Below are 15,040 nucleotides of genomic sequence, written 5' to 3' on the forward strand. Positions count from 1 at the left end.
TCAGTTGGGAACAGTTGTGTCGCTATCGGCAGTAACTGTGCGTGCTATTGCACCCGAACGGTTCCTGGCGGGCCAGAAACTTCAGCGTATTGATTCAATAACGCTAGTTCAATTTCGATTTGGCTCCTTAACCGATCTATTAGCGCTTAATACACCTTTGGCCTTTAAAAACTATGGGCCCGGACAATTGGCTACGGTTGCCTTTCGCGGTACATCGGCCAATCATACCGCCGTACTTTGGAATGGTATCAATATCAACCAGCCTAATCTTGGCCAGACGGATTTCTCTACCCTACCCGTTGCCGGTTTCGATCGGTTAGCCGTTCAATATGGTTCCTCGGCCAGCACAGTTGGTTCCGATGCGGTAGGAGGGAGTATTCTCCTCGGCAGTACTCCCGGCTGGCAATCAGGCGTACGAGCAACGACTGGTCAACAGTTTGCTAGTTTTCGGAATAATAAGATGCAGCTAGGTATTCGCTATGCATCGGCATTGGGGCAGAGTTGGAAACTGTCGGGTAAGACGTTTGCGTATCTAAACCAGTTCAGTAACGACTATCCGTACACCGAACGGCAGCATTATTTTCTGGAACCCTCGACAACGGCGCAACGTGGATTCATACAGGATCTTTATTTTCTCCATAAAAGTGGTCGGCAAATTTCAGTCAATGCCTGGTTGACCGACAATGACCTGATTATTACTCCCCAGGATACCATAGCCCGGGAACGTACCCGAACGAAATCGGCGCGACTGCTGGCTACTTATGAAGCGAATCGTATGACTTTCCGGGTAGGCTGGATTCGCGATGTGCTGGACTATGCGAAAGGCAACTTCGATACGCCAAGCCATACCGAAACGGAGCGGCTTATTAGTCGGGCCGAGCGTGAGTTTTCGCTCGTATCAACGAATACCAAACAACTGAACCTACGGATTGGGGGCGAGTGGTCGCATTACCGTACCCGAACGGATGGCTATGGTGGACAACTAATTCAGGAAGATCGGGGGGATATATATGCGCTACTACGTTTTCAAACAACACGTTGGTTAGTGTCAGCTAATATTCGGCAAGCGTTTGTAATGCGGTTTAATCCACCGCTTACGCCTTCGCTTGGGGCTGAATACCAACTTGTTCAGCATAGTCGATTTAAGCTCACTGCCAAGGGTTCGATAAGTCGAAATTACCGCGTACCAACTTTGAATGAACGCTACTGGATTGAGTTAGGCAACCCAAATCTGTTGCCTGAAAGTGGGCTGAATTTCGAAGCTGGCTTGGCCGCAAATGCATCCTTGTCTGATCGGGTTAACCTAACTGCAGAGTTAACAGGCTACCATAACCGGGTTGATAACTGGACATATTGGAATCCGACTACCAATTACCATGTCGAAAATCTGCAATTAGTCGTTGCGCGAGGGTTCGAATTTAACACCAGTTTGACCTATGCACAGAATATCTGGCGAATGGGACTGCGGCTCGGTTACGCCCTAACGCGTTCCTCACAGGAGCGAGCCTATAACGCCTATTCTCAGGATGTTATCGGGAAGCAGTTGGTCTATGTGCCCATTCACACTGGTACGCTCAATACATATTTACAATATGGACAAACACGCCTTAGTGTACAAATGCAGGCCAATTCGCGCCGGTACATAACCTTTGACAATAGCCAGTTTTTTAAAGGGGTAATGCTAACCAATGTGCTTTTAGAGCATACCGCTAAACTAGGGCCAGCGCCGATTCGCATTCAGGGACAAGTCAATAATGTATTCGATGCACTGATACTGGGAGTGAGTCGAAACGCGTTTCCGGGCCGAAACTGGGCAATAAATCTCATTATCAATTTTCCTTCTTTATAATTCATGAAAAATCAATTGACGAAATCAATTGCAATTGGGCTGGTGGCCTTAAGTGTCTGGAACTGTAAAACCTCCGATCCAGAACTAATGCCCTATGAATCAGGTGTATTTATTTTGAATTCAGGTAATTTCTCCAGTAATAATGGAACGGTTTCGTTTTTGTCGCGTAACAGTAACACGGTTGCTACTAATATTTTTCAAACGGCCAATCCTTCCTTAGCCTTAAGCGGAGGAGTACAGGGTTATACAGAAGTAAACGGTAAAGGGCTGATTCTGGTGGACAACAGCACAACCGGGCAGGATAAAGTTGAGATTGTTGAGGCTGGCACATTTGTATCTCGCGCAACGCTAAAAACACCAGATATCGAAAACCCCCGTCAGGTAATTCAGGCCGGTCCGAACAAAGCCTACATCAGTTGCTGGGATGTCTCGGGCGATTTCTCTAATGGAACCTTCTATAAAGACCCAGGCTATATCGCTGTAGTCGATTTGAACACCGGCACCGTTTCCAAAAAGATACCAGCAGTAAAAGGTGTCGAGCGGATGGTTTTGGTTGGAACCGAAGTATTTGTGGGTAGTACGGGGTATAGTGGCGACAAAACCCTGATGATTATCGATGCCAATACGGATGCAGTAAAAGAGAAAATAGATTTCGGTACTACACCCGAGCCGATTGCTCTTGATGGAGATAGCAGACTGTGGATTCTTGCCGGTAAGGATATGGTTCGGATTAATCCACAAAGTCGTTTGGTCGAGAAACGCCTGACCTTCTCAGCTGTGCCTGGCTCGGTAACGCTTGGTGCAGATAAGCGGACGTTTTATTACATATTGAGTGGCAAAACATACCGGTTCACTGTGGATGCAAATACATCGGCGGGCAGCGTGTTTGTTAATCGTTCGTTTAGCGCACTGGGGGTCGATCCACAAACCAAGCGAGTCTATGGCAGCGTAATTCCGTCCTATGCCCAGGCTGGCTATGTGTTGCGTTACGAAGATGGTGGTTCACTGGTTGATTCCGTTAAGGCTGAAATTGCTCCTTCTGGATTTTATTTCCGATGAGCCATCAACGGGCAATCATGAACTGGAGCGGAGGAAAGGACTCCGCGCTGGCGTTGTATCATAGCCTTCGGTCGGAGCGGTGGGCTATACAAAGCCTACTGACATCGGTGAATGATCAACATGAACGGGTGAGTATGCATGGCGTTCGTGTCGATCTACTGGAAGCTCAGGCTAATCGTTTAGGATTGCCCTTGCAGCTCTTACGGTTACCCGGCAATGTTTCGATGGAAGCCTACGATACTCGCATGCATCAGGCGTTACAACTAGTTCGGCAGCAGGAAGTGACTCACTCTATTTTTGGCGATATTTTCCTGGAAGATCTGCGGCAGTATCGCGAAACCCAGTTGAGTCGGGTAAATCTAATCGGCGAATTCCCGCTCTGGCAGCGAAACACGACTGAGTTGATTCATGAATTTGTTGACCTGGGTTTCCGGGCGGTACTTGTCTGCGTGAATGAAAAGCAACTGAATGCCGAATTTGTAGGCCGTGAGCTGGATCTGGATTTATTGAAAGACCTGCCTAAATCTGTTGATCCTTGTGGCGAAAATGGGGAGTACCATTCGTTTGTGTACGATGGACCTATCTTTTCGAATCCTGTTGGGTTTTCCAGGGGCGAAATTGTCCGGCGAACCTACACCCTGTCGGGCGGAACAGATTGCCATACCGATGATGCTGACCGTAGTTGGGACACGGGCTTCTGGTATCAGGATCTGATCTTTCAGGAATGAGATAAGTTGTTTAGATTTTAGCGGGAATATGTGTGGCAAAAAGGCGTAAAGCAGGGCCGAAATTTAAATTTCGGCCCTGCTTTACGCCTTTTTGCCACACATATTATTTATCTGAAAAGTAACTCGTATTTTAGCCTTCTGACGTTTAATGTCCATCGCATAAGGATATTTTATTCCTCTACCCCTTTTACATTTAAACATAATACTCACATACCTATGAAACGTAGAGAAGCCTTGCAACAAGCGGCTCTGATGATGGGCGGCATCTTGTCGGCGCCCACACTGGCAGGCGCTATGGGGCGTATTACCAACACCGGGCCAAGCATGGCTGTTTCGGCTGAACAGGAGACCCTACTTGCTGAAGTGGCTGATGTGATTATCCCAACCACCAGCACTCCGGGAGCAAAGTCCGCTGGTGCCGAGAAGTTCATTGTGCGTGTCATGCGCGATTGCTACCCGAAAGCCGATCAGGAGAAATTTTATGCCGGATTGGCCAAACTGGATGCTGATAGTAAAACCAAATTCGGCAAAGGGTTTGTGGAATTAGATACGGCGCAGAAAAACGAAATGGTAAAGCAGACCATGACCGATGATAAGCCTTTCTTCCTCCGTATGAAAGAGCTGACTACAACGGGCTATTTTACATCGGAAATTGGAGCCACAAAAGCGCTTGAATACTTACCTGTACCGGGCCAGTTCAATGGCTGCATGACCCTTAAACCCGGCCAGAAAACGTGGGCGCTCTAATGTATAATGAATAATGCACAATGAATAATTGAATTGAGATGTGTGCTATTGCATAGCCATTATCAATTTTCCATTATTCATTATCCATTCAAAAGATCATGAACCTTAACATAGATTCCATAAAAGAACAAACCTACGATGCCATTGTCATCGGATCGGGTATATCGGGTGGCTGGGCTTCCAAAGAGCTGACCGAAAAAGGATTACGGGTACTGATGCTGGAAAAAGGCCATCAGCTCGAACACGTAACGGGCTACGAAAACGCCATGAAAGATCCCTGGCAGACCAAATACAATGGTCGGCTGACGATGGCGCAAAAGGAATCGCACCCGAAGCTGGCCCGCGATTACCCGTACAATGAAATGACCGAAACCTATTGGATGAAAGACGCCGACTCGCTGTATAAAGAAGACAAGCGATTCGACTGGTATCGTCCTAATATTGTTGGCGGTAAATCTATTATGTGGGGGCGACAGTCGTACCGACTGAGCGACATCGACTTTGAGGCCAATTTGAAAGATGGCATCGCAATTGACTGGCCAATTCGATATAAAGACGTTGCGCCCTGGTACTCGTATGTGGAGAAATTTGTCGGGATTTCAGGCGAGAAACTGAACCTGCCCCAATTGCCAGACAGTGAATTTTTGCCACCAATGGAAATGTATTGTGTGGAAAAAGAAGTTCGGAAGCGAATTGAAAAGAATTTTCCGGGCCGGGTTATGACAATAGGTCGCGTTGCCAACCTCTCGAAAGCGGGGGAGGCTCAACTAGGCGTTGGCCGTGCTCCTTGCCAATACCGTAATAAATGCTCACTCGGATGTCCCTATGGCGCCTACTTCAGTACCCAATCGTGTACATTACCTCCGGCTGCTAAAACAGGTCGGTTAACGCTTCGGCCCGATTCGGTTGTAACGGAGATCCTATACGACGAGAATAAAAAACGGGCAACGGGCGTCCGTATTGTTGATGCAGTTACACTCCAGAGTAAGGAGTATTATGCTAAAGTAGTTTTCGTATGTGGCAGTACGCTGGGCTCAACATCCGTTCTGCTCAATTCAAAATCGAACCGTTTTCCAAATGGTTTTGGTAATGACTCAGGCGAACTAGGTCATAACTTAATGGATCACCACTTCCGTACTGGTGCATCGGGACTTTGGGAGGGCGATCTGGATAAATATTACATCGGCCGACGGGCTAATGGGATTTATGTGCCGCGCTACCGGAATATAGGAACCGACAAACGTGATTATATACGTGGGTTTGGATATCAGGGCGGAGGCAGCCGAACTGGCTGGCAGCGTAATATTGCCGAAATGAGTTTTGGTGCCGACTATAAAGAAGAGCTGACTAAACCCGGTCCCTGGACGATGGGCCTGGGTGGGTTTGGCGAAACGTTGCCTTACCACGAAAACCGCATGTATCTCGACAAAAACGAAAAAGATAAGTGGGGCATGCCGCTTGTGGTGTTCGATGCTGAACTGAAAGAGAACGAGAAGAAAATGCGCGTGGATATGATGAACGACGCCAAAGAAATGCTAGAGGCATCGGGCTTGAAAAATGTTAAGTCTTATGATAATGGCTCCTACTTAGGAATGGCGATTCATGAGATGGGAACTGCCCGGATGGGCCGTGACCCTAAAACATCAATCCTGAATGCAAATAATCAGGTTCATGGCGTTAAAAACGTGTTTGTAACAGACGGTGCCTGCATGGTTTCAGCTTCGTGCGTAAACCCCTCGCTGACCTACATGGCCCTGACCGCCAGAGCTGCGGACTTTGCTGTAAAAGAAATGAAGAGACAGAATATATAAAGTCGATTGACTGATAAGTAGAAGCCCCGATGTGCCGAGAGAATCGAGCACATCGGGGCTTCTGTCAGAAAAGCTAACAAGTAACCACAGAGGTACTGAGAAACGAAAAAGAATTGGTTAGCTAAGTTAAAACCTACAACTCTTTCTCAGTCTCTGTGCTAATAATATATTAGATCGAATATTGTTGTAAGCAAAAATGGTGTACTTTTTCTCGCCCACGCTTAAGACGCATTTTTACTGCACTAGTCTTTAGGCTGTACAATTGAGCAATTTCGTCAATACTTTTCCCTTCTTCATATTTGAGCTTCAGTATTGTTCGCTCATTGGCAGACAGAATACTGAGCGCTTGTTTGACTAATTGAAGCGTCTCTTCATGTAAATAGGCTTCTTTCGACTCTGATATAGATTGCTCAAGGGTTGAGTTAATAGCAATCGTGTTGAATCGTTTAGATAACCGAAGTTGATCTGAACAGTAGTTGAAAGCAATTGAATACAGCCAGGTAGAGAAGCTGGATCGCTCCTGAAAGGCATTCAACTTATCGAACATTTTTAGGAAAATATCATGCGTAAAGTCTTCTGCTTTGTCAGAATCTTTCGTCATTGACAAACATTGACGATAAATCTTGTTTACGTATCGATTATAAAGAGTCTCGAAACATTGATTTGGTTCACTAAATAGATACTGTCGGATTGTTTCTTCGTCGGTTAAGGTAGTGTTCATGGTGAAGGTAGTGAATTAAAGTACTGAATTGTGTACTAAAATAAGGGTATTGTTGTTTTTTGTTGTCGATACATGCAATGTAGTAAATTATCACATCAAAAATATATTTAACGGTATTTTATGTTGGTAAATAGAGGTTTACGCTATTAAGGATTGTTTCTTCTACGCATTGTTAGTAAAAAAGTTACCTATTTTGTTGAGTCGAGGTTCATGTATTTGGCAATCATCTGCAATGACCGAGCCTGTTTATCAGGAGTTCTGGCATCAAAGGCTAACTTTTCAATGGCTGGAAGTGGAAATATCCAGCTTTGCTTTTGAATGTCCCACTCAGTGGAGCAATGGATAATTTCTTCAAATTCAGGTTCGGTCCACTTATCAAGTGCATTCAATTCGCTGAGCCGCTTTCTTTGCCGATGCAAAATCAGGGAAACCTCTTTTGGTATTGACTGTTTCGTTCTCATGAGGTTTGCCTAGCTTGTTTCAAGTAAATGCTAGCAAAACCAGAGCCAAACTGTTTCTGATTAATTCGCCTAATTATCAACTGCTTAGTCCTTCGTTTTAGCGTATATCGTAGACAGCAAAAGCCCGAGCAGTGAGCCTTAATGAATGGGTTAGACTGGAGATCTGGAAAAAGTAACAGGTATATTTTTGGCTGGGAGCAGCTTATTCAACCTTACCAGTTTTATTAGTATTACCTCCGTTTTTAAAGTCAGACCTGCCTGCTATATAGTCTCTATTATTAGCGCTTGGGGACTCTATTAATTTTGAATTGCTATTGAAGCACAAGGCCTTGTGTAGTAGTAGCCCTTCTGTACCTCATAAGTTTGCACTTATTTATTTAAAACAATTTCTAGTTTAATCGTATGATCGCTTCTAAGGAGAGATACGGAATAGGAGTGCCTCTATTAGCTGATTGCTTGCCTACGAAAACAGCTACTGGCTGATTGTGGATAGGTAAAGTCTATGAACAACAACTGGCAATTTTTGAACAAAGAGAGCTAATTAGTTATGGTAAATAAAATCTATATACGCTTGTTATACCCTCAATCCTGCTAAGTATTCATTTAGGATGGCTTTTTGAGGACTGAAAAGGCAATTTAGTAGCGTAAACACATGATTAATTTTGAACAATGGTATTGGAACGACTACATCGACTCTGTATTTCTTTACTCGTTATAGCCGGTTTCTTACTTGGCTTTACATGTTATTGCGCAGCTCTTGTTCACTGGGTGAAAACGATTTCGAGCAGTACGTTACGCAATCACCCTATGCAAATCATTTTAGAGACTGTTATACTTTTACTTTATACATACCTGGGCATTCGCTTTTGTCGTAAAAAGATTAATTTCTTTTAGGCATTGCCTGTCAAGTCAAGATGTTGCCAATTGCTTGCTTCTAGTAATGGCTTGATGGCTTCCTATACGCCGTTAGTAGAGCTGCCAAACTGCTCTTCAATATCTTGTACCGTCTTTATTGCATCCACCACGGAAACTCCCTGATTCTGAGCAACCCATAACACGGTGTCAACAATTGAGTAAGCATCTGGATACGCGCGGTATATTTCCCAAATAGTATAAGCATCCGCATAGGGATGTCCCGTTTGGCTGGCGATCTGAACTAGTAATTCAATATTGGCAACTGGTTGATTCATATCTGCTAGGCAATGAGTATAAGCCTGCTTTTTAGATATAACTGCTTATTTATACTAGTCAGTGAGTTACAGGCGCAACATAAGATACCAGTTTAAGTTGCTACCAGTTCCAGTCAATTGTTTTTTCGAATCAGTACAGATAGATACTATTAGTGGTTAACCACCAATCTGAAATACCACTTAATATATTTTTAGTATCTTATTGGGGGGGTGTCCGTCCTAGGCTCATTACTAACCTGAATTACGTTCAGCTTGACCGGATTTGCAGGCAAGACAAGCTGATTTTTACTTATGGATGCTTCATTAACTGACGAAGAAATGATTCGGCAATACCTGACCAGCCGACCCAACCAATGCTTTGAGACACTTTATAACCGATATGTAAATAAGGTCTATCGGCGCTGCTTATCCATGACGAAAGACAGCGATAAAGCAGAGGACTTTACGCATGATATCTTCCTGAAAGTGTTTGATAAGTTAGACGGTTTTCAGGAGCGGTCCAGCTTTTCGACCTGGCTATATTCGATTGCTTTTAACTACTGTTCGGACCAGCTTCGGAAGGTGAAGCGATTTCATTTCGCTCCTATTGAAGAAGGCCTCAGGCAGGATATTCCCGATACTGAAGATTCCCAATATCATGAAGAAACGCTCTTGTTGGTCAAACAGGCCATGGCTTCTCTATCCGAAAGTGAACAGACGTTACTTCAGCTAAAGTATGAACAGGAACTAAGTATCGATGAAATCGCTAAGGTGTATAAAATTAATCCTGGCACCGTTAAAATGCGCCTAAAACGAAGCCGTGACAAAATCCATCGATTATACCTAAAACAGTATACTGCCGGACACCAATAATGAACCTAATACACTATAAATGATTAGGATACTGACTGTGATTTAGCGTGAAGTGGTTTGCTCTTCTACCTGCTCCTGTTGTTGACGGACTTGCTGACCAATAGGAACATACTCAACTTCGCAGGGGTAACCAAACAGACAATTTGCTTTGATCTGTTCGGCCACACGAGCTGGTACCATATTCTCCCAGCCATCTTCACCCAGTTGAATCATCTCCAGCACGTGGTCGGTTGATATGTGCAGATTCTGTTCGTTGTAATCGGTAATATCCTCAATTTTGTCGTTTCGCACCAGATACTGGAACAGGGGCTCCAGGGTGGCGGGTAATTTGAATTCATTACAGGTATAAATAGCCCCTTCTTTCAGCGTTGGGTACACAAATAGCTTAACCTTCCGGCTGAATAAGGTGGCGAACGATTCCAGAATCCCACCCGGTAAAAACTCGTAGTGACCTTCTTCAAAGATGTATTCCAGGTTCGGAATGCCCACAATCAGGCCAATCTTGAGTCGCGTTAGACGAGCCAGATAAGCTACCAGTTTATAGTATTCCAGGTAGTTGGAGATCATCACCGTCTGACCCATAGAGCACAGAATATCTACCCGATCCAGAAAATCTTTCTCGTCAATACCCTGCTCATTGGCTTTCAGATTATGGAGTGTTAGCTCCGCCATCGAAATTACCCGACTCGAATCTACATCGGGTTCGTCCTTAAACTGCTTCAGGCCATTTTCAATCATATCCATCTGGACATTCGTAACGGGTCGTAATCGCCCGCGCATGACCAGAATATGTTTTTTGTAGAGGGCTTCGGAAGGTTGTAGCACCTGCCCATCAGCACCGAAAAGGGCGGCATCTGTAAAGCCATTCTTAACCAGATGCAGGCTCATGAGCCGGTTATCTACATCCGAGAAGTCAGGTCCGTTAAACCGGATCATGTCAATCTGGATACGCTCGGGAGCCAGATCGTCCATGAGCGACAATACTAGTGTTTCGGGCGATTTAGCGTAATAGTAACAACCATAAATCAGGTTAACGCCAATAATGCCAAGTGCCTGTTGCTGAAGGATATTCTCGTTATCGATCATTCGGACGTGGATAATCACGTCATTGTAGCCAGATTGTGGGTTTAGCTGAAACCGGCAACCCAACCAGCCATGCGCTTCGTTGGTTTTCTGGTAATTGAGAGCAACCACTGTATTGGCAAACGCAAAAAACGTGGTGTCTGGGCCACGTTTTTCAGCTAATCGTTTCTCTAACAGGCTATATTCCTTACTCAGCATTTTTACGAGACGAGACTCGACCACATATCGGCCGCTTTCTTCAACGCCGTAAATAGAATCACTGAATGTCATGTCATACGCAGACATTGTTTTGGCAATTGTACCAGATGAGCCACCTGCTTTAAAAAACATGGCAGCTGTTTCCTGACCTGCACCAATTTCTGCAAAGGAGCCATAAATACGTCGGTCCAGATTAATACGTAATGCTTTTTGCTTCGTACCAATATTCTTTTCGTACATAGTGATGGGAGCTTGTTACTGCTAAGTTACAATATAAAACACCAAAAGCAGCCTTTAGAGCCGCCTTTGTGTCAAAATAATGCAATCTTAATGTTGTACATTAGAAAGTTTATCCGTGAAGAACATGTTGCCTCCACCGGCCTTGCCGTCGAGAGATGAGCCAAGGATCGGCTGCGTAACATCTGTAGATGCCGCACGGCGTACCGTTCGTGTCCCTGAAATCTGGAAAATAGCCTCGCTTAACATGGGTTCGGTTACGTCGCCAAACGCTTTCATGGCATAGCTGGGCTCTTTCACTTCTACGGACGGCGTAAATCCACCTGCATAATCGGTAAAACCCTGCGCATTTGCCGATTTGAACGTGATGGGTTGTATACCCCATTTAATACGACCTGTTTCATCCGAAATCGTAATTGAGCCAACATTCTTGCCAACGGTGGTTGTGCCGATGGTAGTCACAGTCATGAAAGGGCGTAAGCCATTAATAACCAGCTCACTGGCCGAAGCCGTACTGCCTGTTGTCAGGACAAATACACGACTTAAATTAGCCCCAATATTCGCGGCTTTCACCAGAAAATTCTGAGTATTCCAGCCCACACCGCGCTGCTTGTCATTTTGCGCCGTTACAATACTATTCCACTTCTGCGTATAGTACACCTTGGAGGCATCGATATTTTTACCAATTAAACTGGCAAGGTTAGTGGACGAACTCACATAGCCACCCCGGTTATACCGTAAATCAAGAACCAGTTCGTTAACACCCTTCTGTTTGAACTTGACAAAAATATTATCCAGCTTCAAATCATAGGTATTATCTAACGATGAGCTCCCTGCTTTATACAGGCCGGGAATGAACTGATTGTAGATCACGTAGCCTATTGTTTTTCCGCCGATGGTATAGGTTGTATCCAACAGAACAGGGTCTTCCTGAAAAACGACTGCCGTAACCTGTTTGGTTTGAGCATTGTCTGTTAGTGCGCCATTGCTGACTGTAGCAAACCCATATGTATATGTATCGCTACTACCAGCCAGCATAGTCTGATAATTAGTGCCCGTTAATGCCTCTCCGTTGACTTTTGAGATGATATCTCCCCGCTTAATGCCCGCTTTAGCCGCTGGGGATCCAGGTAGTACGTAAATAATTGACGCAACGACATTCGTCCTTGTCTGATCTCGATAGTATAGATTATACTCGATACCCGTTGTCTTCGATTGGCCACTTAGCGAAGCCTTAAGCTCGTCGGCACTGGCCTGAATCCAGGAGAAACGATCACGGTCTGCATTTGCCGTGTTAGCACGGTCGTAAAGCAATGACAGAAAGAATTGATCGGGCGTTAGGGAAGTATCTGGCTTAGCTGGTAGTTTGTCGTTCCAGAAGTAATAGTTCTTCATATTCTCCAGAACCCAATTATTCACTTCTCCATTACTGGTAGGCCCCGAGGGTGCCACGTCTTCCTTTTTGCAGGAAGTCATTAGGAAAGAGCTGGAAATTACCAGAGAAAGTGCCGTTCGCCAGGCAAAAGATGTGTTCATTCGTGTTTGTTGATGTGAAGTTTTTATCCGTATTAACAACGTACTAATCACCTAAATAATTTACTGAAAGCCGAAAATGCAGGCTGTTTTAGCGAGCCCAATCAGTTTAGCAAAAGGCATCCTCAATGTGTTTCACCCGGAGTTCGTTGCCTGCAATAGTTACGGCAATAATGTCAAACCGGATGTCGTGCAGCCAGTCGTTAGCGAAAATATACTGTTCGGCAGCCTTCATGACCAATTTCGCTTTCGTATAGGAGACAAACTCCTCGGGGTTACCGTAACTGAGGTTCGTTCGCGTTTTCACCTCCACAAATACTAGTAGTTTTCCTTTTTTGGCGATGAGGTCAATCTCAGCGTGTTGGTATCGAAAGTTTCGGAACATGATTTCGTATCCTTGCTCGCGGAGATAGCGGGATGCTTCGGCTTCGCCCTGCTTACCTGTTTCGTTATGTTGTGCCATTTGTTTGCAATAAAGTCACAAATAACGACAATCGAACGAAACTTACCGACCTCATTGTTAGTAAACTAGCGGAAGACTTTTCCGTCCAGGATGAAATGAATAGTCGCATTAATAAACAAGTTGAAGTTCGGGCATTAGGGCTAATGGATTATCAGGCTGCCTGGGATGAGCAGGAACGCCTGTTTTCCACGATTGTTAGTCAGAAACTACTAAATCGAACCTGCCCTGCCGACGAGCAACAACTGACCCCAAATTATTTGCTGTTCTGCGAACATCCGCCTGTATATACGCTTGGTACCAGTGGGCATGCCGAAAACTTGCTGGTTGATGAAACCCGGTTAGCCACTGAGCTTGGTGCGACGTTCTTTAAAATCCGCCGGGGTGGCGATATTACGTTCCATGGTCCTGGTCAGCTGGTGGGTTATCCAATTCTGGATCTGGATAACTTCTTCACCGATATACATCGGTACATGCGTCTGCTCGAAGAGAGTATCATTCTGACGCTTGCCGAGTATGGGCTGGATGCCGGACGAATTGACGGGTTAACAGGTGTTTGGCTTGATTATGGTATGGGTGCTAATCCGCGGCCCCGAAAAATTTGTGCAATGGGCGTAAAAGCCAGCCGTTGGGTAACGATGCACGGATTTGCGCTGAATGTGAATACAGATTTAGGTTATTTTAACCATATTGTCCCCTGCGGCATTACTGATAAGGCAGTTACGTCACTGGCGGCTGAGTTAGGGCATGATGTATCACTGGATGAAGTGGCCAATCATGTTCAACGCCACCTGGCCGCTTTGTTTGAGATGGAATTAATAGAGGGCCGGGCTGGCGTACCCGTAGATGCCCGTAGTTGAATGGCGGTGGAAATCCGTGCTATATTGAATGAAAAAAGACATTAATTTTTTGCCGGTTGAGGGCGTACAGATCGTTATCGCCCGGAAAGAGAATATCGTTAGTGGTTACGATTGGCAGGTATTTTTGATCAACCAGAACGATGTGCCCATCAAAACTGTGTTTGTTACGTCGAAAGGGTACGGATTGAAAAATGACGAAGAGCAGAAAACATCCGTATTGCGGCATTTCTTTGTCGAGGTTCAGCCGGGTGCCTACGAGGTTGTTGAAAGTATCATGCCCGATGTATTTCACCTGAACAATGAGTATTGGGTAAGTTACTTCATCGGCGACCAGATTTTCGATAAGAAGTTTATCTTCGTGCCAGACAGCATCGTAGAAGAAAATCTGGTACCTGTACCTGCATTAGGGCTAGAGGGAATTTTACACGCATGATTTCTTGACCCCTAAATCGTATGGCCCAGCCCACTTCCTGGAAACGTCGGCTTAAAAACCTTCTGTTTATTGACCTTAAAACGGTGGCGGGCGAGCCGTCGCTGCTGTCCGTTGAGCCGAGGTTGCAGCGGCAATGGGAAGAGAAAAGTCGGTATTTCAAAAACGATGATGAGATGTCGGCGGCTGGCTGGTATGACCGACGAGCCTCGTATTTCGCTGAATTTGGTAAGATTATCTGTATCGGCGTGGGCGGTTTGTTTTTCGATGACGACGACAAGCCGCATCTGAAGGTCAAGCTAATCAGCAATGATGATGAGTTAGCTCTCTTGCAGGAGTTTCTGGTTATTGTGAACCGCTATCCGCCCGGAGAGCTAACCTTATGCGCACACAACGGCAAGGAGTTTGACTTCCCCTATCTGTGTCGCCGATTAATGGTAAATGGCCTGCCACTTCCGCCTGCTTTACAGATTTCAGGCAAGAAACCCTGGGAAATTCCGCATCGGGATACGCTCGAACACTGGCAGTTTGGCGACAAACGGCATTTTGTGCCGCTCGATCTGCTGGCCGCTGTCTTAAATATTCCAACCCGCCCACTCGAATGGACCGGCGACCGTACCAGTGAAGTGTATTACCGCGAACACGACTGGCCCCGAATTGAGCAGTACGCCCGCGATTCGATGGTGATGCTTGTACAGGTCTATTTGAAAATGGTGGGTGCCCCGCTCGTGGCCGACGAGCATATTGTATTAAGTGATTGAGGTTTTAGAAATGAATAATATTTAATGAGTAATGTAAAATGAATAATGGACAATGCGTTA

General features: G+C 45.3%; 15 protein-coding genes. 9 read left to right on the plus strand and 6 right to left on the minus strand.

What is annotated here, in order from left to right; all coding sequences use genetic code 11:
- Window positions 1-37 precede the first annotated feature (37 nt).
- From EXU85_RS01850 to EXU85_RS01870, 5 genes are all read left to right on the plus strand, one after another.
- Window positions 38-1,849, plus strand: a complete 1,812-nt coding sequence (locus tag EXU85_RS01850) for a TonB-dependent siderophore receptor (RefSeq protein ID WP_246859399.1) — start codon at window positions 38-40, stop codon at window positions 1,847-1,849.
- A gap of 3 nt (window positions 1,850-1,852) precedes the next feature.
- Window positions 1,853-2,908, plus strand: coding sequence for a YncE family protein (locus EXU85_RS01855; protein ID WP_142770440.1), 1,056 nt, complete (start codon window positions 1,853-1,855; stop codon window positions 2,906-2,908).
- Window positions 2,905-3,636: a diphthine--ammonia ligase gene (locus tag EXU85_RS01860; RefSeq protein WP_142770441.1), complete on the plus strand. Its 732-nt coding sequence runs from the start codon at window positions 2,905-2,907 to the stop codon at window positions 3,634-3,636. The genes EXU85_RS01855 and EXU85_RS01860 overlap by 4 nt, the downstream gene beginning before the upstream one ends.
- A 216-nt stretch (window positions 3,637-3,852) precedes the next feature.
- Window positions 3,853-4,383: a gluconate 2-dehydrogenase subunit 3 family protein gene (locus EXU85_RS01865; RefSeq protein WP_142770442.1), complete on the plus strand. Its 531-nt coding sequence runs from the start codon at window positions 3,853-3,855 to the stop codon at window positions 4,381-4,383.
- Between the two features lie 98 nt (window positions 4,384-4,481).
- The gene (locus EXU85_RS01870) at window positions 4,482-6,194 is read left to right on the plus strand and encodes a GMC oxidoreductase (RefSeq protein ID WP_142770443.1); all 1,713 of its coding nucleotides are present in this window, start codon (window positions 4,482-4,484) and stop codon (window positions 6,192-6,194) included.
- Window positions 6,195-6,363: 169 nt separating this feature from the next.
- Here the strand turns inward: EXU85_RS01870 and EXU85_RS01875 are convergent, their stop codons facing one another.
- The 3 genes from EXU85_RS01875 to EXU85_RS01885 all read right to left on the minus strand — a co-directional run bounded on the left by EXU85_RS01875 (window position 6,364) and on the right by EXU85_RS01885 (window position 8,566).
- Window positions 6,364-6,915: an RNA polymerase sigma factor gene (locus tag EXU85_RS01875; RefSeq protein WP_142770444.1), complete on the minus strand. Its 552-nt coding sequence runs from the start codon at window positions 6,913-6,915 to the stop codon at window positions 6,364-6,366.
- Between the two features lie 188 nt (window positions 6,916-7,103).
- Window positions 7,104-7,376 (minus strand): hypothetical protein, encoded by a 273-nt coding sequence (locus EXU85_RS01880; RefSeq protein ID WP_142770445.1) that lies wholly within the window; start codon window positions 7,374-7,376, stop codon window positions 7,104-7,106.
- A gap of 956 nt (window positions 7,377-8,332) precedes the next feature.
- Window positions 8,333-8,566: a hypothetical protein gene (locus tag EXU85_RS01885; RefSeq protein WP_142770446.1), complete on the minus strand. Its 234-nt coding sequence runs from the start codon at window positions 8,564-8,566 to the stop codon at window positions 8,333-8,335.
- 291 nt (window positions 8,567-8,857) lie between these two features.
- Between EXU85_RS01885 and EXU85_RS01890 the strand changes: the two genes are divergently transcribed.
- On the plus strand, window positions 8,858-9,418 hold the full coding sequence (locus EXU85_RS01890) for an RNA polymerase sigma factor (RefSeq protein WP_142770447.1): 561 nt from the start codon (window positions 8,858-8,860) through the stop codon (window positions 9,416-9,418).
- A 42-nt stretch (window positions 9,419-9,460) separates the two neighbouring features.
- On the opposite strand, the gene EXU85_RS01895 is transcribed toward EXU85_RS01890, so the two are convergent.
- The 3 genes from EXU85_RS01895 to EXU85_RS01905 form a co-directional block, all read right to left on the minus strand.
- Window positions 9,461-10,939 carry a TonB-dependent receptor gene (locus EXU85_RS01895; protein ID WP_142770448.1) on the minus strand — a complete coding sequence of 493 codons (1,479 nt, stop codon included), beginning with the start codon at window positions 10,937-10,939 and terminating at the stop codon, window positions 9,461-9,463.
- Window positions 10,940-11,026: 87 nt separating this feature from the next.
- Complete coding sequence (locus EXU85_RS01900; protein WP_142770449.1) at window positions 11,027-12,472, minus strand: S41 family peptidase; 1,446 nt, start codon at window positions 12,470-12,472, stop codon at window positions 11,027-11,029.
- Window positions 12,473-12,578: 106 nt separating this feature from the next.
- Window positions 12,579-12,932, minus strand: coding sequence for a YraN family protein (locus tag EXU85_RS01905; protein ID WP_142770450.1), 354 nt, complete (start codon window positions 12,930-12,932; stop codon window positions 12,579-12,581).
- A gap of 95 nt (window positions 12,933-13,027) precedes the next feature.
- Here EXU85_RS01905 and lipB point away from each other — a divergent pair, with 95 nt between their 5' ends.
- The 3 genes from lipB to EXU85_RS01920 are packed head-to-tail and all read left to right on the plus strand — an operon-like array spanning window position 13,028 to window position 14,980.
- Window positions 13,028-13,789, plus strand: a complete 762-nt coding sequence (lipB, locus tag EXU85_RS01910) for a lipoyl(octanoyl) transferase LipB (RefSeq protein ID WP_142770451.1) — start codon at window positions 13,028-13,030, stop codon at window positions 13,787-13,789.
- Window positions 13,790-13,817: 28 nt separating this feature from the next.
- On the plus strand, window positions 13,818-14,222 hold the full coding sequence (locus tag EXU85_RS01915) for a hypothetical protein (RefSeq protein WP_142770452.1): 405 nt from the start codon (window positions 13,818-13,820) through the stop codon (window positions 14,220-14,222).
- Between the two features lie 20 nt (window positions 14,223-14,242).
- Window positions 14,243-14,980, plus strand: coding sequence for a 3'-5' exonuclease (locus EXU85_RS01920; RefSeq protein WP_142770453.1), 738 nt, complete (start codon window positions 14,243-14,245; stop codon window positions 14,978-14,980).
- Window positions 14,981-15,040 lie beyond the last annotated feature (60 nt).

The sequence above is a fragment of the Spirosoma sp. KCTC 42546 genome, assembly GCF_006965485.1.
In the GTDB taxonomy this organism is placed as follows: Bacteria; Bacteroidota; Bacteroidia; order Cytophagales; family Spirosomataceae; genus Spirosoma.

Excerpts from the sequence above, each read along its gene's own strand:
- EXU85_RS01855 (WP_142770440.1), top strand. The coding sequence starts at position 1,853 with ATGAAAAATCAATTGACGAAATCAATTGCAATTGGGCTGGTGGCCTTA.
- EXU85_RS01860 (WP_142770441.1), top strand. The coding sequence starts at position 2,905 with ATGAGCCATCAACGGGCAATCATGAACTGGAGCGGAGGAAAGGACTCC.
- EXU85_RS01865 (WP_142770442.1), top strand. The coding sequence starts at position 3,853 with ATGAAACGTAGAGAAGCCTTGCAACAAGCGGCTCTGATGATGGGCGGC.
- EXU85_RS01870 (WP_142770443.1), top strand. The coding sequence starts at position 4,482 with ATGAACCTTAACATAGATTCCATAAAAGAACAAACCTACGATGCCATT.
- EXU85_RS01875 (WP_142770444.1), bottom strand. The coding sequence starts at position 6,915 with ATGAACACTACCTTAACCGACGAAGAAACAATCCGACAGTATCTATTT.
- EXU85_RS01880 (WP_142770445.1), bottom strand. The coding sequence starts at position 7,376 with ATGAGAACGAAACAGTCAATACCAAAAGAGGTTTCCCTGATTTTGCAT.
- EXU85_RS01885 (WP_142770446.1), bottom strand. The coding sequence starts at position 8,566 with ATGAATCAACCAGTTGCCAATATTGAATTACTAGTTCAGATCGCCAGC.
- EXU85_RS01890 (WP_142770447.1), top strand. The coding sequence starts at position 8,858 with ATGGATGCTTCATTAACTGACGAAGAAATGATTCGGCAATACCTGACC.
- EXU85_RS01895 (WP_142770448.1), bottom strand. The coding sequence starts at position 10,939 with ATGTACGAAAAGAATATTGGTACGAAGCAAAAAGCATTACGTATTAAT.
- EXU85_RS01900 (WP_142770449.1), bottom strand. The coding sequence starts at position 12,472 with ATGAACACATCTTTTGCCTGGCGAACGGCACTTTCTCTGGTAATTTCC.
- EXU85_RS01905 (WP_142770450.1), bottom strand. The coding sequence starts at position 12,932 with ATGGCACAACATAACGAAACAGGTAAGCAGGGCGAAGCCGAAGCATCC.
- lipB (WP_142770451.1), top strand. The coding sequence starts at position 13,028 with ATGAATAGTCGCATTAATAAACAAGTTGAAGTTCGGGCATTAGGGCTA.
- EXU85_RS01915 (WP_142770452.1), top strand. The coding sequence starts at position 13,818 with ATGAAAAAAGACATTAATTTTTTGCCGGTTGAGGGCGTACAGATCGTT.
- EXU85_RS01920 (WP_142770453.1), top strand. The coding sequence starts at position 14,243 with ATGGCCCAGCCCACTTCCTGGAAACGTCGGCTTAAAAACCTTCTGTTT.